14 protein-coding genes and 1 pseudogene are annotated in these 19,002 nt (G+C 53.4%); 12 read left to right on the top strand and 3 right to left on the bottom strand.

All coding sequences use genetic code 11. The features are described from left to right. Positions 1-264: 264 nt before the first annotated feature. Positions 265-1,038, bottom strand: coding sequence for a siderophore-interacting protein (locus FQK12_RS11090; RefSeq protein ID WP_014226905.1), 774 nt, complete (start codon positions 1,036-1,038; stop codon positions 265-267). Between the two features lie 238 nt (positions 1,039-1,276). Here FQK12_RS11090 and FQK12_RS11085 point away from each other — a divergent pair, with 238 nt between their 5' ends. Together FQK12_RS11085 and ygjG are read left to right on the top strand one after the other, a co-directional pair. Continuing rightward, positions 1,277-1,831: a PadR family transcriptional regulator gene (locus FQK12_RS11085; protein ID WP_004854392.1), complete on the top strand. Its 555-nt coding sequence runs from the start codon at positions 1,277-1,279 to the stop codon at positions 1,829-1,831. A 240-nt stretch (positions 1,832-2,071) separates the two neighbouring features. Continuing rightward, entirely contained in the window at positions 2,072-3,451 is a 1,380-nt protein-coding gene (gene ygjG, locus FQK12_RS11080; protein ID WP_004854393.1) for a putrescine aminotransferase, read from the top strand. A gap of 37 nt (positions 3,452-3,488) precedes the next feature. Here ygjG and FQK12_RS11075 read toward each other — a convergent pair whose 3' ends face one another. Further along, positions 3,489-3,821: a tRNA-binding protein gene (locus FQK12_RS11075; RefSeq protein WP_014226909.1), complete on the bottom strand. Its 333-nt coding sequence runs from the start codon at positions 3,819-3,821 to the stop codon at positions 3,489-3,491. Positions 3,822-4,040: 219 nt separating this feature from the next. Here FQK12_RS11075 and ebgR point away from each other — a divergent pair, with 219 nt between their 5' ends. From ebgR to FQK12_RS11025, 10 genes are all read left to right on the top strand, one after another. Then, entirely contained in the window at positions 4,041-5,024 is a 984-nt protein-coding gene (gene ebgR, locus FQK12_RS11070) for a transcriptional regulator EbgR (protein ID WP_014226910.1), read from the top strand. Between the two features lie 636 nt (positions 5,025-5,660). Beyond that, positions 5,661-8,753 carry a beta-galactosidase subunit alpha gene (ebgA, locus tag FQK12_RS11065; protein ID WP_014226911.1) on the top strand — a complete coding sequence of 1,031 codons (3,093 nt, stop codon included), beginning with the start codon at positions 5,661-5,663 and terminating at the stop codon, positions 8,751-8,753. Further along, entirely contained in the window at positions 8,750-9,199 is a 450-nt protein-coding gene (locus FQK12_RS11060; protein WP_014226912.1) for a beta-galactosidase subunit beta, read from the top strand. The genes ebgA and FQK12_RS11060 overlap by 4 nt, the downstream gene beginning before the upstream one ends. Positions 9,200-9,292: 93 nt before the next feature. Next, the gene (locus FQK12_RS11055; RefSeq protein ID WP_014226913.1) at positions 9,293-10,726 is read left to right on the top strand and encodes an amino acid permease; all 1,434 of its coding nucleotides are present in this window, start codon (positions 9,293-9,295) and stop codon (positions 10,724-10,726) included. 228 nt (positions 10,727-10,954) lie between these two features. Further along, complete coding sequence (locus FQK12_RS11050; protein ID WP_014226914.1) at positions 10,955-12,388, top strand: amino acid permease; 1,434 nt, start codon at positions 10,955-10,957, stop codon at positions 12,386-12,388. Between the two features lie 46 nt (positions 12,389-12,434). Next, positions 12,435-13,493 (top strand): protein YgjJ, encoded by a 1,059-nt coding sequence (ygjJ, locus tag FQK12_RS11045; protein ID WP_014226915.1) that lies wholly within the window; start codon positions 12,435-12,437, stop codon positions 13,491-13,493. A 17-nt stretch (positions 13,494-13,510) separates the two neighbouring features. Continuing rightward, positions 13,511-15,862, top strand: a complete 2,352-nt coding sequence (gene ygjK / locus FQK12_RS11040) for an alpha-glucosidase (protein ID WP_038422969.1) — start codon at positions 13,511-13,513, stop codon at positions 15,860-15,862. A 337-nt stretch (positions 15,863-16,199) separates the two neighbouring features. Next, a complete protein-coding gene (locus FQK12_RS11035) occupies positions 16,200-16,892 on the top strand; it encodes a hypothetical protein (RefSeq protein ID WP_014226917.1) in 693 nt (230 codons plus the stop codon). A 7-nt stretch (positions 16,893-16,899) separates the two neighbouring features. Further along, on the top strand, positions 16,900-18,366 hold the full coding sequence (locus tag FQK12_RS11030) for a PAAR domain-containing protein (protein WP_038422968.1): 1,467 nt from the start codon (positions 16,900-16,902) through the stop codon (positions 18,364-18,366). Further along, on the top strand, positions 18,347-18,760 hold the full coding sequence (locus tag FQK12_RS11025; protein ID WP_014226920.1) for a hypothetical protein: 414 nt from the start codon (positions 18,347-18,349) through the stop codon (positions 18,758-18,760). The genes FQK12_RS11030 and FQK12_RS11025 overlap by 20 nt, the downstream gene beginning before the upstream one ends. 39 nt (positions 18,761-18,799) lie before the next feature. Here the strand turns inward: FQK12_RS11025 and FQK12_RS11020 are convergent. Further along, positions 18,800-18,922, bottom strand: a pseudogene (locus tag FQK12_RS11020) (hypothetical protein); the annotation flags it as partial. Between the last annotated feature and the right edge of the window lie 80 nt (positions 18,923-19,002).

The raw sequence follows: 19,002 nt of genomic DNA, 5'->3' as shown, positions 1-19,002 counted from the left end.
CATCGCCTCCGGGAAATTCAGCTACTCTGCGCTCTGCTCCCGGGGGCGGCGCTTAACGCGCCTTGCCCGGGCTACGGGTTCCCCCTCGTCTGCGGACCGGTCGCCCGGGCAGATGCACAGCATCGCCTCCGGAAAATTCAGCTACTCTGCGCTCTGCTCCCGGGGGCGGCGCTTAACGCGCCTTGCCCGGGCTGCGGGTTAACAGCCGTCTGCGGTCCGGTAGCCCGGGTAAGGCGCCAGCCGCAACCCGGGGTTTCTCCGCGCTTATTTGCTGTGCCAGTAGGCCTGCGAACGCACCAGCTGCGGATCAATCTCCGGGCCTTCAAAGCGCGCCAGCAGCGATTTCACCACCGCCCCTTCCCCGGTCAGCCAGATAAAATAATCCTCAGCCGGCACCGCTATTCGCGCCAGGCGCTCGGCCGCGGCAGTGGAGTGATGTCCCACCACCCACTCGATATGAAAACCATCGAGATCGGCCAGGTAATCTTGATAAGACTCATCGCCAATGGTGACGATCGCCGTGACCTGCGGGCGCGTCGGAAGCTGCTGCAATCCCAGCAGACGGCGGCGCAGCGCGGGCATGCCTGACTCATCGGTCACATACAGCTGCCAGGCGTAATCTTCCGGCACCACCAGCGAACCGCGCGGCCCGCCGATCACCAGCTTATCGCCCGTTTTCGCCGCCAGCGCCCAGCTGCTGGCAATACCGTCATCGTGAATAAAAAAGTCGTACGCCAGCTCATGACGCCCGGCGTCGTACAGCGGCGTATAGTCGCGGGTCGCCGGACGCACGCCATCGCCCCAGTTAATGCCTTCATCCGTCACCTCCGGCGGCGTGAACGCAGCGCCCGCGGCCGGGAAAAAGAGCTTGGTGTGGTCGTCAAAACCCTGGGAAACAAAGCCTTCCAGCGCCTCTCCGCCCAGCACGACACGCTGGAATGCGCTGCCGATACGCTCGACGCGCAATACGGTTAACTCACGGAAGCGCAGTTCATTACGTACGCGCTGCGGGTATTTGGGGTGTCTGGTCGTTGTCATCTTTCATAGCCTTCGTGAACGGAATAGATATATCTAAAAATATTGCAAATGATAATGATTGCCATTAAAAAAGAATGCAAGCGTTTTTTGATATAGTCATAGAAAAACGCCACAAAAGCCAAAATCAAAAATTAAAACGTTAAATATCAATTAAATAAAAAATACATTCACTACTTTGTTGCTACTTTATTATTTTTAGATATAAATTAGATATATCAAATAATCACAGGAGCAAAACATGAGACACCATCACGAAGAAGGCCGTGGCCCACGCGGACGCCACGGGGAACATAGCGAACACGGCGAGCACGGTCGCAGAGGCGGCGGACGCCGGCAGCGCTTCTTTGGTCACGGCGAGCTGCGCCTGGTGATTCTGGACATCCTCACCCGCAATGCCAGCCACGGTTACGAACTGATTAAAGAGATCGAAACCCTGACCCAGGGCAACTACAGCCCGAGCCCCGGCGTCATCTACCCGACGCTCGATTTACTTCAGGATCAGGGATTAATCAGCGTGGCTGACGAAAACGGCCGCAAAAAAATCGCCATTACCGCCGAAGGCAGTCAGCTGCACGCGGAAAACCTGGAGCAGCTGGAGCATATTCAGACCAGGCTGCAGGCGCGCATGGTGGGCTGTGAACTCCGTAAAAATCCGCAGATGAAGCGCGCGCTGGAGAATTTTAAGGCGGTACTGGATTTAAGGGTTAACCAGCAGGAAATAACCGAAGCTCAGCTAAAGCAGATCGTCGGCGTCATTGACCGCGCGGCAATGGAAATCTCCCAGCTCGACTAGCCCTCTGCTCCATCGCCGGGCAGCCTGCACCGCCGCGAAGCACGCGGCGGGACCCCTTCTGCGCATGGTTTCACGCCTTCAGGAGTAAAACATGCCAATAATTTCGCGATAAGATTAAATTTTGCTCAACCGCAATTTCACGTTGCGTTTATCCCGATTTTCCTGGCCCGCGCCGAAGTGGCGTAATCCCTGCAATACTTAATTCAGTATCATGTGATACGCCCCGCCCAGGAGCATATTTTGAACAGGTTACCTTCCAGCGCATCGGCTCTGGCCTGCAGCGCACACGCACTGAATCTCATTGAGAAGCGAACGCTCGATCATGAGGAGATGAAATCACTTAACCAGGAGGTCAGGGAATACTTTAAAGAGCATGTGAACCCGGGGTTTTTAGCGTATCGAAAATCGGTCACTGCTGGCGGGGATTACGGAGCCGTAGAGTGGCAAGCGGGAGGGTTAAATACGCTTGTCGACACTCAGGGACAGGAGTTTATCGACTGCCTGGGTGGGTTTGGGATTTTTAATGTAGGGCACCGTAATCCAGTTGTCGTTTCCGCCGTCGAAAATCAGCTCGCTAAACAACCCCTTCATAGTCAGGAACTGCTGGACCCGCTGCGGGCCATGCTGGCTAAAACCCTGGCGGCCTTAACGCCGGGCAAACTGAAATACAGCTTCTTTAGCAACAGCGGTACCGAATCGGTCGAAGCGGCGTTAAAGCTGGCGAAGGCTTATCAGTCTCCGCGCGGCAAGTTTACCTTCGTCGCCACCAGCGGCGCGTTTCACGGTAAGTCGCTGGGCGCGCTTTCGGCCACCGCGAAATCGACTTTCCGTAAGCCTTTTATGCCGCTGCTGCCGGGATTCCGTCACGTGCCTTTTGGCGATATCAACGCGATGCGCACCCTGCTGAGCGAGTGCAAAAAGACCGGTGATGACGTCGCGGCGGTGATCCTTGAGCCTATTCAGGGCGAAGGCGGGGTGATTCTGCCGCCGCCGGGCTATCTGCCCGCGGTGCGCAAGCTGTGCGACGAGTTTGGCGCGCTGCTGATCCTCGATGAAGTGCAAACCGGCATGGGGCGCACCGGCAAGATGTTCGCCTGCGAGCATGAAAACGTCCAGCCGGACATTCTGTGCCTTGCCAAAGCGCTGGGCGGCGGCGTCATGCCGATTGGCGCAACGGTCGCCACCGAAGAGGTATTCTCGGTGCTGTTCGATAACCCGTTCCTGCATACCACCACGTTCGGCGGCAACCCGCTGGCCTGCGCGGCGGCGCTGGCGACCATCAATGTGCTGCTGACGCAAAACCTGCCCGCGCAGGCGGAGCAGAAAGGCGACATGCTGCTGGACGGCTTCCGCCAGCTGGCCCGCGAATATCCGGATCTGGTGAATGACGTGCGCGGCAAAGGTATGCTGATGGCCATTGAGTTTGTCGATAACGAAATCGGCTATGACTTTGCCAGCGAGATGTTCCGCCAGCGCGTACTGGTGGCCGGAACGCTCAACAACGCAAGGACGATCCGCATTGAACCGCCGCTGACGCTGACCCCTGAGCAGTGTGAACAGGTGCTAAAAGCGGCCCGCCTGGCGCTGGCGGCGCTGCGGGTTTCGGTGGAAGAGGCGTAGTGACCTGCCCTCTCCCTCACAGGGAGAGGGCATTGCGTTATACCACCCGCACGCCAGCAGGCATCGCCCTTTCCGGCGTAAGCAGTACGCTTTCGCTGCCATCGTCGGTTTCGGCGCAAAGCAGCATGCACTCCGAGGTTTCACCGCGCATTTTGGCTTTCGCCAGATTACACAGGACCACGACCGTTTTTCCCAGCAACTCTTCTTCGCTGTAGTACGGCACGAGGCTGGTTACCGTCTGCAGCGTGCGATCGCCAACATCAATCCGGGCAATATAGAGCTTGTCGGCATTCTCATGTCGTTTTATCGCCACAATTTTTCCCGTACGCATTTCCAGTCTGGCAAAATCAGCATAAAGCACCGTTTCCATCTTGCACCTCTCAAGTAAAATTTTAGTAAAAGATAACAAATGTCGGCGAGGTTTCCGCATAATAGTGCGAAGAATGTTAGATTCATCACTCTTTTGCGCGCTGGAAACGCTGCGGTGGGGATGAATAATACGGCGGAAATTTACTGAAAAGAGATGCAGCTGCCCGCGCTTGCTTTACAATGGTTTGCGTCGATGGGGCAACGTCAGATAAGGAAAACAATGGCCACACTAAAAGATATCGCGACCGAAGCAGGCGTTTCACTGGCGACGGTTTCCCGCGTTTTAAACGACGACCCCACTCTGAACGTGAAAGAAGAGACAAAACATCGCATTCTTGAGGTGGCGGAAAAGCTGGAATATAAAAGTACCAGCTCGCGTAAGGCTCAGGTTCACACCGTCGGCCACCACCATATTCTGGCCATCTACAGCTACCAGCAGGATCTGGAAATCAACGATCCTTACTATCTGGCGATCCGCCACGGCATCGAAACGCAATGCGAAAAGCTCGGTATCGAGTTGACCAACTGCTACTTTAACAACGCGCTACCCGAGCTGAAAAAAGTGACCGGCGTTCTGATTGTCGGCCAGCCTTCGCGGGCAATTCGCGACGCCGCCACGGCGTTAACCGACAACGTCTGCTTTATTGATTTCCATGAACCCGGCAGCGGCTATGACGCCGTCGACATCGATCTGGTGCGTATCGCCAAAGAAGTTATCGACTTTTTTATCGCCCAGGGCGCGCGGCGCATCGGCTTTATTGGTGGCCAGGATGAGCCGGGTAAAGCCGACATCCGCGAAGTGGCCTTCGTCGAATATGGCCGCCTGAAGGGAGTGGTTTCGGAAGAAGATATCTGGCGCGGCGGGTTTTCCAGTTCCTCCGGCTATGAGCTGGCAAAAACGATGCTGGCAAAGGCGGATTTCCCCACCGCGCTGTTCGTCGCATCAGACTCTATCGCCATCGGCGTGCTGCGCGCCATTCATGAACGCGGTCTCTCGATCCCGGAAGATATTTCGCTCATTAGCGTTAACGATATCCCCACCGCGCGTTTTACCTTTCCGCCGCTCTCCACGGTGCGCATTCATTCAGAAATGATGGGCAGCCAGGGCGTCAACCTGCTGGTTGAGAAAGCCCGCGATGGCCGCGCGCTGCCGCTAAACGTCTTTGTCCCCAGCGTGCTGAAGCTGCGCGGCACCACCCGCTAATCCCGTTTCTGACGCTAAATCCTCTGCGCCCGGCCCCCGGGGGCGGCGCTTATCGCGCCTTGCCCGGGCTACGGGTTCACCGCCGCCTGCCAAACAGTAGCCCGGACAGATGCGCCAGCATCGCCTCCGGGAAATTCCGCCTCTCTGCGCCCGGCTCCCGGGGGCGGCGCTTGACGCGCCTTGCCCGGGCTACGGGTTCACCGCCGTCTGCCAAACGGTAGCCCGGACAGATGCGCCAGCATCGCCTCCGGGAAATCCCCCTCTCTGCGCCCGGCTCCCGGGGGCGGCGCTTGACGCGCCTTGCCCGGGCTACGGGTTCACCGCCGTCTGCCAAACGGTAGCCCGGACAGATGCGCCAGCATCGCCTCCGGGAAACTCCACCTCTCTGCGCTCTGCTCCCGGGGGCGGCGCTTGACGCGCCTTGCCCGGGCTACGGGTTCACCGCCGTCTGCAGGCCGGTAGCCCGGACAGATGCGCAGCATCGCCTCCGGGAATGTCCCCTTCCCGACGCCAACCGCAGGCGCCCGGTAACGCTCATTTTGTGATCGAGTTAAAGTAAATCGCTCCCGGTGATTTTATTTAGTAAAAGTTTTACTAAAATAACCTCTATCCGTTTAGTCCGTTCAGGGAGGCGATATGAATCGCTGGGAAAATCTTAAACTCACTCATGAAAACCGGCTGCCTCCGCGCGCCTATTTCTTCTCTTACGATTCGCTGGCCCAGGCGCGAACCTTCGCCCGTGAAACCAGCAGCCGCTTTTTGTCCCTTAGCGGACAGTGGAACTTCTGCTTCTTTAACAACCCGCTGCGGGTGCCGGAAGCGTTCACCTCGCAATACATGAGCGACTGGGGGCCGATTACCGTACCGGGAATGTGGCAGATGGAAGGCCACGGCCAGCTACAGTACACCGACGAAGGCTTTCCTTTCCCGATTGACGTTCCCTACGTGCCGACCGACAACCCTACCGGCGCCTATCAGCGCATCTTTACCCTCAGCGAGGGCTGGCAGGGCCAGCAGACCCTGATTAAATTTGATGGCGTCGAAACCTATTTTGAAGTGTACGTTAACGGTCAGTACATCGGTTTCAGCAAAGGCAGCCGCCTGACGGCGGAGTTTGATATTAGTCACGCGGTAAAAATCGGCGACAACCTGCTTTGCGTGCGCGTCATGCAGTGGGCGGACTCCACCTATATAGAAGATCAGGATATGTGGTGGTCGGCGGGTATCTTCCGCGACGTGTATCTGATGGGCAAAAACCCGCTTCACGTCCAGGACTTCACTTTGCGCACCGATTTTAACGATGACTACGTCGACGCCACGCTCTCCTGCCAGCTGGTGCTGGAAAATCTCGCCGCGCAGCCGGACGCAGCGACGCTGGAATACGCGCTGTTCGACGGCGAAAAGGTGCTGTATGAAGGCGCAACGCCGCGCCTGAGCGTCAGCCAGCTGCTGAACGTCGACTTTGCGATCGACGTGAAGGCGCCGCAGCAGTGGTCGGCGGAAAATCCCTGGCTCTATCACCTGGTGATGACGCTGAAAAACGCCGCCGGGGAGATTATCGAAGTCATTCCGCAGCGCGTCGGTTTTCGCGATATCAAAGTGCGCAACGGCCTGTTCTATATCAATAACCGCTACGTGATGCTGCACGGCGTTAACCGTCACGACAACGACCATCTGAAGGGCCGCGCCGTAGGGATGGATCGCGTTGAGAAAGATCTGCTGCTGATGAAGCAGCACAATATCAACTCGGTACGTACCGCCCACTACCCCAACGACCCGCGTTTCTATGAGATGTGCGACATTTACGGCCTGTTCGTGATGGCGGAAACCGATGTCGAATCCCACGGCTTCGCCAACGTCGGCAACCTGAGCGCCATCACCGATGACCCGGCATGGGAGCATATTTACGTTGAGCGGATCGTGCGCCACGTCCACGCGCAGAAAAACCATCCGTCGATCGTCATCTGGTCGCTGGGCAACGAGTCCGGCTACGGCTGCAACATTCGCGCGATGTATCACGCCGCTAAGGCGATCGATGATACCCGGCTGGTGCATTACGAAGAGGATCGCGACGCGGAGGTGGTGGATATCATCTCCACCATGTATACCCGCGTACCGCTGATGAACGAATTTGGGGAATATCCGCATGCCAAGCCGCGGATTATCTGCGAATACGCCCATGCGATGGGCAACGGTCCAGGCGGGCTGAGCGAATACCAGAACGTGTTCTATCAGCATGACAGTATTCAGGGCCACTACGTATGGGAGTGGTGCGATCACGGAATCCAGGCCACCGACGACAGCGGCGCGGTATGGTACAAATTCGGCGGCGACTACGGCGACTATCCCAATAACTACAACTTCTGCCTCGACGGGCTGATTTTCTCCGACCAGACGCCTGGACCCGGGCTCAGAGAGTACAAACAGGTTATCGCCCCGGTAAAAGTTCAGGCGACCGACATCGCCCGCGGCGAGCTGCGCATCGATAATAAGCTCTGGTTCTCGACCCTCGATGACTACACCCTGCGCGTGGAAGTGCGCGCCGAGGGGGCTACGCTTGCCAGCCAGCAGCTTAAGGTGCGCGATCTTGCGCCAAACAGCGGCCGCGATATCAAAATCGACCTGCCGGCGCTCGACGACCGCGAAACCTTCGTCAACATCATAGTGACCAAAGATTCCCGTACGCCGTACAGCGAAGCCAACCACCCAATCGCCGTCTACCAGTTCCAGCTCAAAGAGCAGACCGCAGCAAAAACACCGCTGATTAACACCAGCGCCACCTCGCTGCACATTGCCGATGAACGACTGAGCTACAGCATCACCGGGCATAACTTCCGCGTGGTCTTCTCTAAAGTCAGCGGCAAACTGAGCGAATGGCAGGTGAACGGCGTAGACCAGGTGACCCGTGAGCCGAAGATTAACTTCTTCAAGCCAATGATTGATAACCACAAGCAGGAATACGAAGGGCTGTGGCAGCCCAATCATCTGCAAATCATGCAGGAGCATCTGCGCGAATTCAGCGCCGAGCAGCGCGGCGATACGGTGATTATCACCGCCCGCAGCATCATCGCCCCGCCGGTTTTCGATTTCGGCATGCGCTGCACCTATCGCTGGCAGATTACCCCGCAGGGCCATATTAACGTTGAGCTTGCGGGCGAACGTTACGGCGACTATCCGCACATCGTGCCGTGCATCGGTTTTATGCTGGGCATTAACGGTCAGTTTGAACAGGTGGGTTACTACGGTCGCGGTCCCGGCGAAAACTACGCCGACAGCCAGCAGAGCAACATCATTGACCTCTGGCGCACCACCGTGGACGACATGTTCGTGAACTATCCGTTCCCGCAGAACAACGGCAACCGCCAGCACGTCCGCTGGGCCGCGTTTACCGACCGTCACGGCAGCGGTCTGATGGTGGTCCCGCGCGATCCGCTCAACATCAGCGCCTGGCACTATACGGCGGAGAATCTGCACGCCGCGCAGCACTGTAACGAACTGCGTCGCAGCGATGACATCACCCTGAATATCGACGCCCAACTGCTCGGCCTGGGCTCTAACTCCTGGGGGAGCGAGGTGCTGGATAGCTGGCGGGTGTGGCTCAAACCGTTCAACTATGGCTTTACGCTGCTGCCGCTGGAAGGCGGGAGCGCTTCCTCGCAGACGCTGGCGAATCATAGCTTTGGCGCCGGTTTCTTTTCCTCCGATTCACACAGCGAGGCTGAAAAATGAGAATTCTCGATAACTTAGAACAGTTTAAGCAAATTTATCACAGTGGGCGTAAATGGCAGCGCTGCGTAGAAGCGATTAATAACATCGACAATATTCGGCCCGGGGTGGCCCACTCTATCGGCGATTCGCTCTCCTATCGCGTGGCAAGCGACAGCACCACGGATGCGCTGTTCGTTGGCAACCGCCGCTATTTCGAGGTGCATTACTACCTTCAGGGTCAGCAAAAAATTGAGTTTGCCGCCAAAGAGCAGCTGCAGACCGTGGCCTGCTATCGCGATGAAACCGACCGTGAATATTTGAAAGGCATTGGTGAAACCGTGCAGGTTCACGAAGGACAAATGGTGATTTGCGACACCCATGAAGCCTATCGCTTTATCTGCGACTCGCCGGTCAAAAAGGTGGTGCTCAGAGTAACTATCGAAGACGGCTACTTCCTGAATAAGTAAGCCCGCGTGAAGCAAGATGAGGCCAGCGGGTTGACTCGCTGGCCTTCCCGGCCCTAACCCTCAATGCGGGCCAGATAATTTTTCGGAGGACTTATGTCCGAATCAGTTCGTGCCAAAATAGGTAAATTCGCCCTGCTGTCGATGGCGTTTGCCGCCGTATTTAACGTACGAAATATTGTTAATAACAACATCGAGTTAGGGCTCAGCTCCGCCCCTATCTTTCTGTTTGCGACGGTGGTCTATTTTATTCCATTTGTGTTTATCATCGCCGAATTCGTGTCAGCGAATAAGAATTCCGAATCAGGTATGTACGCCTGGCTGAAGCAGCCTTTAGGTACCCGCGCGGCCTATCTCGGCTCGTTCCTGTACTGGTTTGTGAACCTGTTCTTTTTCCTGTCGCTGCTGCCGAACGTGGTGGCCTACGCCTCGTACGCCATTATGGGTTACGCCATTCCTTTCTCGCCGATGGTCACGTCGCTGATCTCTATCGTCCTGTTCGCCATGGCCACCCACATTTCCACTAAAGGTGCGACCTGGCTGGGGAAAATCTCCGAATGCGTGGCGTATGGCGTCTTCGCGCTATTTGCGATTTACGTGGTCGGCGCTTTTACCGCGCTGGGCGCGGGCCATGTCCCCGCGCAGCCGATTACGCTGCACGCCATGGCGCCTACCATCAACTGGGCGACGCTGGGGATCATGTGCTGGATTTTCCAGGCGGCAGGCGGGGCTGAAACCGTCGCCGCGTACCTGAACGACACCAAAGGTGGGCAGAAATCGTTTATTAAAGTCATCATCACCGCCGGGATCCTGATTGGCGGCATGTACGCGCTGGGCTCTTTGCTGGTCAACGTCTTTGTGGCACGTGAAGATCTGACCTATGCGGCCGGCATGGTGGAAATCTTCACCGGCCTCGGCGCCTATTTCCATATTTCAGAAGCGCTGATGGGCCGCTTCGTCGGCATCATTCTGTTTATCGCCATTTTCGGCAGCATGATGATGTGGACCGCCGCACCGGTAAAAATTCACTTCTCTGAAATTCCTGCCGGCATCTATGGCAAAAAAACCACCGAGCTGAACGTCCACGGCGTGCCGGTGCGCGCCGCCTGGTGGCAATTTGTCTTCGTCTTTCTGATGCTCATCGTGAACGGTTTCGGCTCCGCCAGCGTTCAGCAAATGATGAACACCGCTATCAACCTGACCGCGGGTACCGCGATGCTACCGCCGCTGTTTATCATGGCCGCCTACTTTGTTTTCCGCTGGAAACACGACGACACGCCGCGCGACTTCCGCATGGGGTCACGAAAGGTTGGGATGGCCGTGGTGTCGATGCTGATGGTGATTTTCCTGGTCAGCATGACCGCCTCGGCTTTCCCGCCGGGGGTCGATCTGGTGAATGCCTTCTTCATTAACGTCTTTATGACCGCAGTCTTCTCCGGACTCGCGTGGTGGTGGATAACCCGCTTTGAGAAAAAACAGCGCAAGAGCCAACCATCGGTGCTGAAATCAGCCGTAAATCCGGTGAAATAAGCGACCGTTCCTCCCGCCAGCGTTAAATCGCCTGGCGGGATTTTTTTACCCGCCAGCCGGGATCTCACGCTCAACCATTTTCGTGATCGAGTTAAAGCAATTCATTTTTACCGCTTTTATTTACTAAAATTTTTACTAAAATTAACCGCAATACTTAACTACCTCTACCCTACAAACAACACAATCCCCTTCGGCCATTCTCTGAAGGACAATGTGTGGAGATGTGTTATGTCTGATATCAAACGTAATACCATCGGCAAGTTCGGCCTGCTGTCGCTGACCTTCGCCGCCGTCTTCAGTTTTAACAACGTGATCAATAACAATATTGAGCTGGGGCTGGCGTCGGCGCCGATGTTCTTCCTCGCGACCCTGCTCTACTTCGTTCCTTTCTGCCTGATCATCGCGGAATTCGTTTCGCTGAATAAAAACTCCGAAGCGGGGGTTTATGCGTGGGTAAAAAGCTCCCTCGGCGGGCGCTGGGCCTTTATTACCGCCTACACCTACTGGTTCGTGAATCTGTTCTTTTTCACCTCGCTGCTGCCGAGGGTCATCGCGTATGCCTCCTACGCCTTCCTCGGCTACGAGTACATTCTGACGCCCGTCGCCACCACGATGTTGAGCATGGCTTTGTTCGCCCTGCCGACCTGGGTGTCCACCAACGGCGCAAAAATGCTGGGTCCTATTACCTCGGTGACCTCGTCGTTAATGCTGCTGCTGACGCTCTCCTACATTCTGCTTTCCGGCAGCGCGCTGGTGGGCGGTATTCAGCCAGCGGATCCGATTACCGTGGATGCAATGATCCCGAACTTTAACTGGGCGTTCCTCGGCATCACCACATGGATCTTTATGGCGGCCGGCGGGGCGGAGTCCGTCGCGGTGTACGTCAATGACGTGAAAGGCGGATCGAAATCATTTGTTAAGGTCATTATCCTCGCCGGGATCGTGATTGGCGTGCTGTACTCCATTTCCTCGGTGCTGATTAACGTGTTTATCAGCAGTAAAGAGCTGAAATATACCGGCGGATCGGTACAGGTCTTCCACGGCATGGCGGTCTGGTTTGGCCTGCCGGAAATCGTGGTCAACCGTTTTGTCGGCCTGGTCTCCTTTACCGCCATGTTTGGTTCGTTATTAATGTGGACCGCGACGCCGGTCAAAATCTTTTTCTCCGAAATCCCGGCCGGCATATTTGGTAAAAAAACCGTCGAGCTCAATCAAAACGGCGTACCGGCGCGCGCGGCGTGGATCCAGTTCCTGATTGTGATTCCGCTGATGATTATCCCGATGATGGGCTCCAGTACCGTGCAGGATTTAATGAACACCATCATCAACATGACCGCCGCCGCCTCGATGCTGCCGCCGCTGTTTATCATGCTGGCGTATCTCAACCTGCGCCGCAGGCTCGATCATCTGCCGCGCGATTTTAAAATGGGCTCACGCACCACCGGTATTACGGTGGTCTCGATGCTGATTGTTATTTTCGCTATCGGCTTCGTCGCCTCAACCTTTCCCACCGGCGGCAATATTCTGACCATTATTTTCTATAAGGTCGGCGGCATTGTTATCTTCCTCGGATTTGCGTGGTGGAAATACAGCAAATACGTGAAGGGATTAACGGCAGAAGAAAAAATAATTGAAGCGGCGCCGGCTTCCGACGCGTCATAAGCCATTTTCCCTAAAATAATAAATTACAATATCTCTTAATAATGCGATGAAAAAGAATAACTTGATTTACGGGGCGCTTGCCGCCCTGGCCTTCTGCACACCTGCCATAGCGGCTGATGTTGCTCACCCGGCGGAACATGATGATATGAAAACGCCTGAACTGAGCACCACTTCCTATCGTTTTTACGGTGAACTGGGGGTCGGCGGATATATGGATTTAGAAGGCGAGGATAAACATAAATATAGCGATGGCACCTATATTGAAGGCGGGCTGGAAATAAAGCACGGCAGCTGGTTTGGCTTAATTTATGGCGAAGGCTGGACTGTCCAGGCCGATCGTCAGGGGAATGCCTGGGTACCGGATCACGGCTGGGGCGGATTCGAAGGTGGAATAAACCGCCTCTACGGCGGATATAAAACCGATAGCAGCACCGAGATTATGCTCAGCCTGCGCCAGGATTCATCGCTCGACGATCTGCAGTGGTGGGGCGATTTCACACCCGACCTCGGCTACGTGATCCCCAATACGCGCGATATTATGTACGCGCTCAAGGTGCAGAACCTGGCGGGAGATTTTCGCTACAGCGTGACCGCCACGCCCGCCGGGCACCACGATGAAAGCAAAGCGTGGCTCCATTTCGGCAAATACGACCGCTACGACGATAAATATACCTACCCGGCGATGGTCAACGGCTACGTCCAGTACGATATTGCCGAAAAGGTCACCTGGATGAACGGTCTTGAGCTGACCGACGGTACCGGTCAGCTCTTGTTAACCGGTATTCTCACCCCCAATCTCGCCGCCCGCGCCTGGCACCATACCGGGCGCGCCAGGGGGCAAAACGTGCCGGGAACGGAGACCGGCTTTATGGCCAGCGCCATGTATGAAGCGCTCAAGGGCGTATATCTCTCTACCGCCTATAGCTACGCCAAACACCGCCCGGATCGCGCCGCCGAGGAAACCACCTCGTTTATGCAGTTCGGCATCTGGTACGAATACGGCGGCGGACGGTTCGCGACCGCCGCGGACAGCCGCTTCTACATGAAAAACGCCTCCGGAGACCCGAGCGACCAGGTTTTCCTGATGCAATATTTCTATTGGTAAAAAGGGATATCAATACCGTGAAAATCATCACCACTCTGACGCCGCTGGCCTGCGCCCTGCTGCTAAGCTTTTCCGCCCACGCGCTGACCGCGGATGACTTTAAAAATGTTATCAACCGCAGCGGCGCGCCGCAGGCGATGCAGGATTTCGATGGCGACGACCACCAGCGTTTCAACCCGTTTTTCGATTTGGGCGCATGGCATGGGCATCTGCTGCCGGACGGTCCAGCCACCATGGGCAGCTTTCCGGGGCCCGCGCTGCTCACCGAGGAGTACATCAACTTTATGGCGACCCATTTCGATCGCCTGACGGTGTACCAGAACGGCAAAAAAGTGGCCTTCACCATGCAGGCCTGGAGCCTGCCCGGGGCGCTGGTGCAAACGCTCTCCGCGCCCGGCGTACAGATCGAGATGACCCTGCGCTTTGCCAGCGCGCACACCTCTTTACTGGAGACTAAAATCACCAGCAGCGGTCCGCTTAAGCTGGTCTGGGACGGCGAGCTGCTGGAGACGCTCTCCGCCAAAGAGGGGAAACCGCAGTCAACGCAAACCATCGACCAGGCCTTCCCGGACTATCAGCGCCGCCTGAGCGCGACCCACGACGGACTGACGGTCAGCTTCGGTAAAGTCCGTTCCGCATCGGATTTAATGACCTCCGGCGAATCGCAGTATCAGATCCATCGCTCCCTGCCGACGGTCACCCAAATCGATGGCCATCGATTCACCAGCAGCGCGCAAATCAACGGCTCGACCACGCTCTATACCACCTACTCGCACCTGCTGAACGCCGAGCAGGTGCGCCTTGAGAAAGCGCAAATCCGCGATATTCTGGCGCGACCGGCGCACTATCTGCGCGCTTCCGAGGCGCGCTGGAACGGCTATCTGCAAAAGGGGCTGACCAATCCTGATGCCACGGCGCAGCAAACCCGGGTGGCGGTGAAAGCGATCGAAACCCTTAACGGCAACTGGCGCGCGCCGGGCGGTGCCGTTAAGCACAACACCGTCACGCCGTCGGTAACCGGGCGCTGGTTCTCCGGCAACCAGACCTGGCCGTGGGATACCTGGAAGCAGGCCTACGCCATGGCCCACTTCAACCCGGAGATCGCGAAAGAGAACATCCGCGCCGTCTTCTCCTGGCAGATTGCCGCCGACGATAAAGTGCGGCCGCAGGATGCCGGGTTCATTCCGGATCTGATCGCCTGGAACCTGAGCCCGGAGCGCGGCGGCGACGGCAGCAACTGGAACGAGCGGAATACCAAACCGAGCCTGGCGGCCTGGTCGGTGATGGAAGTCTATAACGTCACGAAAGATAAAGCCTGGCTGGCGGAAATGTACCCGAAGCTGGTGGCCTACCATGACTGGTGGCTGCGCAACCGCGACCACAACGGCAACGGCGTGCCGGAGTACGGTGCGACCCGCGATAAAGCGCACAACACCGCCGATGGCGCGATGCTGTTTACCGTGAAAAAGGGCGATAAAGAACGGACGCTTTCCGGCCTGAAAACCTACGAGCAGGTGACGGCGAAGGGCGATTACGACAGCCTGGAGATCCCGGCACAGGTGGCCGCCTCCTGGGAGTCGGGGCGCGACGACGCGGCGGTCTTCGGCTTTATCGATAAAGATCAGCTGGATAAATACATCGCCGACGGCGGCAAACGCAGCGACTGGACGGTGAAATTTGCTGAAAACCGGGATAAAAGCGGCAATCTGCTCGGCTATTCGCTGCTGCAGGAGTCGGTCGATCAGGCCAGCTATATGTACAGCGACAACCACTATCTGGCGGAGATGGCGACCCTTCTCGGCAAGCCGGAGGAGGCAAAACGCTACCGGGCGCTGGCGCAAAAGCTCGCCGACTATATCAACACCTGCATGTTCGACCCGCAGAGCAAATTCTATTACGACATTCGCATTGAAGCGCAGCCGCTGGCAAACGGCTGTGCCGGTAAGCCGATCGTCGAGCGCGGCAAAGGACCGGAGGGCTGGTCGCCGCTGTTCAACGGCGCGGCCACTCAGGCGCATGCCGATGACGTCATTTCGGTGATGCTGGACAACAAAGAGTTCAATACTTTCGTACCGCTGGGTACCGCCGCATTAACGAATCCCGCGTTTGGCGCGGATATTTACTGGCGCGGCCGCGTGTGGGTGGACCAGTTCTGGTTCGGCCTGAAAGGGATGGAGCGCTACGGCCACCGCGAAGAGGCGCTGCAGCTGGCGGACGCCTTCTTCAGGCACGCCCGGGGGTTAACCTCCGATGGCCCGATTCAGGAGAACTACAATCCGCTCACCGGCGCTCAGCAGGGCGCGCCGAACTTCTCCTGGAGCGCGGCGCATCTGTACATGCTGTATAACGAGTTTTTCCGTAAGCCATAGAATATTGCCCTCATTCTACCCCTCTCCCACAGGGAGAGGGGTATTCAAAATCATTGACTATAATTTAATCGCGGACTTGTTATAACTCACTGAGTAAAAAGATAAAGCTTTAAATTTATTGTTATCAGTTAATGGGCTTAAAGAAATTGAAATGCTAGTTAAGCATCAAAAGTTTCGCTGAATCATTCACCAGATAATTATTAACTAAATATGAATTCCTGGTCTGAATTTCATTGAAGAAATTCAGATTCCTTTTATTATTTATGTGATCACGACCGCATTATTTAATTATAAAAATGTGTGATGTTCAGTCTTTCATTAGAGTGGTGAATCACGCATGTACTTTCTCCAGGAAGATAAAAACATCCATCAGTATATATGTCAGCACGAATTATGGGTTCCAGGGCGCGTTGTTGATCTATATAACAGCAATACAAACAAAAAAGAAAAAATGTTAGAGCCGCTTTGGAGAAAATACAATGCAAATTTAGAGGGGGTAATGGTATTTTTATCCAGAATAGAAGCTACAATATACAGTATACATCTGGAGAAAAAATTCAGTGAAAAATGGGCAGTTTATTCCCTGAATGAATTTAACATTAAAGAAATGATGATTCATAATCAGCGTGTTAAAAAAAGTGAAGATTATAATGTATTGCTGAGTGCAGGTTTTTGGGCTAATAAAGATAATCAATTAATGTATTCAGGACATCATCTTGTACAGGTTACGATTCCGATTACTTATAACTCCAATGCTGTAGCAAATGAAAATGGTCATGCCATATTAAGAATACCATCAAACGTCATAGAACACTTTGAAAAATACTGGAAATCAAGATTTGCAGATTTTAAAGATTATACTGAATTCCTTGCAGGTTCGAATAATGAAATCATTCAGGAACAAGCCTTACTTGCATACAATAATTTAAGCTTAATTGAATCTAACAGTATAGAAGACTGCCAATATATTACCACATGGAAAAACAACTGGATTTTTAATAATCCAGAAAATTTAACTTTGATTAAATGAGGTCATTATGGGCATTGGCTATTTTTTAGTGCGTGGTAATAGAACAACCTGTGGTGGTAGTATTATAGAAGGATGTGATAATCATTCTATACACGGTCAGGCCACAGCACGTAATGGTGATAAATATATATGTGGAGTTGATAAAAAAATATATCATATTGCGGGAGGCATACCTAATTATTTTATACATGGCGTTGCAGCAGCTGGAACTGCACATAGCAGAGGGACATGTGCTTGCAAATGCTATTTTATAAATTCTTTTACTGATTGTATTTATGGATATGAATCTGAAACTATTAAAAGTACTGCGAGTGCTACCCGGCCCACTTCACCCATACACTCACAATCATTATCAGAATCATCACCAGCACCAAAACCCGTTACACCCGTTGTAGAACTTGCTGAAGCGCCTACAAAACCGCAGGAAAAGCGTGACCCCGTAGATGCAGGCTTTTGCGTACTGCCCTATGGCGCGACTCCCGCATCATATGAACCGTATCTTTTCACTACGCCTCCAGCGGGAACACGAGAACTCTATTATCAACTGAATCCAGAAATGAAGAAAAAGCCTGGTTCGATATTAATCGTGGTGGATCCTGAAAAGCAGGAACCAGAACAGGTTGAGACGCTACAGCGAGCAAGAGACAGAATTGATGCAGCATTGGCCCCTCTGACAGTTCAGGAAGCAAAGTTATTGCATGATAACAGAGGGGCGGTAGATGCATTTTCATATCAGCTTTTTGCCGATAATTTAGGTAAAGCTGGTGATGGATTAGGCTATATCAGTGAAATAGGAAAAAGTTATTATGATGAAATCAATAGAATTTTGGTTGAGATTGAAGATTTATATAAAAACACTTACAATCGCAACAGAGGTATTATTTCAGGTCAAGAGTTTTTTGGTCAAAGGACAAGGTTATTCAAACAACTTGATTTGGTTTTAACTAAATTCTCAAAAGCACAGTTAAACTTAGGCGAATATCAGAGCATTAAAAGAGTGTTAGGCTTGTCAACAAGATCTATTATGCACCGCTGGGATAGAACAGGTGTTGATAATATAGAAGGATATGCAACATATATTGAACAGTCAGCTAAACTTATGAAGATTATGAAAACAGTAGGGTATGTGGGCATAGGTTTAGATTTTGCAAGTTATACTTCAAATGTTTATGATGCATGTTCGAAGGGGCGAGAAAGTGAATGCCGTAAGGCAGCTATTACTGAATATAGTAAATTTGGGTTTAAGCAAATTGGAAGTGCTGCTGTTGGTAGTGCAAGTGGATGGGCTGCCCGTGGAGCCTGTATGTGGATACTGGGAATAGTAACTTCTGAAGTTGGCGCATTAGGCGCTGGCTTATGTTTAGTTACAGGAGTGGGAGCTTCGCTAGGAGCAGCAAAGCTAGTTGAAGGAGGAGCAGAAGATTTAGGTGAATCTTTTGGAGGGGATATTCTTTATGAGAAACTTTTTAAATAGCAATCCGAATTTCATTGTTTATCTGGTGGCATTTTCTATGCTTGGCATGTTATTAATTATGATAATTTCATTTATTAATAAGATTGCCTACAGAAAAATCGTTTCGCTTTATATTAATAAATATTCACGGCTACCAATAACAGCAGCATTAGCAAAAGAGGCTAGTTTAATAGTCACGCCAGGTGCATATTTTGCAAAAATTGGATTCATTATAGAAACATTAACATTGCCATATAATAAAATATCCAATCATGATATGACAAAAGAACAATATGATTATATAAACAATTTACCAAAAAAATTGACTATTGGTTTTAAAATAGAAGCAGTTTTATGGATTATTTCCATACCTACAATGATAGTAGGGTTTATATTGCAAGCAGTTTATAATTAAAAAAAGGACTCTGTTGAGTCCCTTTTCATTTTTTCGTTGTTATTTCAGTGCACCATAAATCTGTTCGACAATCCATCTATATGTCGCCACTGGCGAATGCGGCCTGTTACCGAGAATAACGATAGCCGGATCGATGGCCGTAAACGTGCCTGTCCATCCTGTGGCCGTATGTCAAAAAGTCGACATGACAACAAGCCGTAGCCATATCAGTAAGCACATTAGTACGGAAGGAATGGATACCG

Source organism: Klebsiella sp. ME-303 (assembly GCF_007910085.1).
Lineage (GTDB): Bacteria > Pseudomonadota > Gammaproteobacteria > Enterobacterales > Enterobacteriaceae > Klebsiella > Klebsiella michiganensis.
This window is presented reverse-complemented; position numbering and strand designations above follow the sequence as displayed.

Excerpts from the sequence above, each read along its gene's own strand:
- FQK12_RS11030 (WP_038422968.1), top strand. The coding sequence starts at position 16,900 with ATGGGCATTGGCTATTTTTTAGTGCGTGGTAATAGAACAACCTGTGGT.
- FQK12_RS11060 (WP_014226912.1), top strand. The coding sequence starts at position 8,750 with ATGAGAATTCTCGATAACTTAGAACAGTTTAAGCAAATTTATCACAGT.
- ygjJ (WP_014226915.1), top strand. The coding sequence starts at position 12,435 with ATGAAAAAGAATAACTTGATTTACGGGGCGCTTGCCGCCCTGGCCTTC.
- FQK12_RS11035 (WP_014226917.1), top strand. The coding sequence starts at position 16,200 with ATGTACTTTCTCCAGGAAGATAAAAACATCCATCAGTATATATGTCAG.
- FQK12_RS11050 (WP_014226914.1), top strand. The coding sequence starts at position 10,955 with ATGTCTGATATCAAACGTAATACCATCGGCAAGTTCGGCCTGCTGTCG.
- ebgA (WP_014226911.1), top strand. The coding sequence starts at position 5,661 with ATGAATCGCTGGGAAAATCTTAAACTCACTCATGAAAACCGGCTGCCT.
- FQK12_RS11075 (WP_014226909.1), bottom strand. The coding sequence starts at position 3,821 with ATGGAAACGGTGCTTTATGCTGATTTTGCCAGACTGGAAATGCGTACG.
- FQK12_RS11025 (WP_014226920.1), top strand. The coding sequence starts at position 18,347 with ATGAGAAACTTTTTAAATAGCAATCCGAATTTCATTGTTTATCTGGTG.
- ebgR (WP_014226910.1), top strand. The coding sequence starts at position 4,041 with ATGGCCACACTAAAAGATATCGCGACCGAAGCAGGCGTTTCACTGGCG.
- FQK12_RS11090 (WP_014226905.1), bottom strand. The coding sequence starts at position 1,038 with ATGACAACGACCAGACACCCCAAATACCCGCAGCGCGTACGTAATGAA.
- FQK12_RS11055 (WP_014226913.1), top strand. The coding sequence starts at position 9,293 with ATGTCCGAATCAGTTCGTGCCAAAATAGGTAAATTCGCCCTGCTGTCG.
- FQK12_RS11085 (WP_004854392.1), top strand. The coding sequence starts at position 1,277 with ATGAGACACCATCACGAAGAAGGCCGTGGCCCACGCGGACGCCACGGG.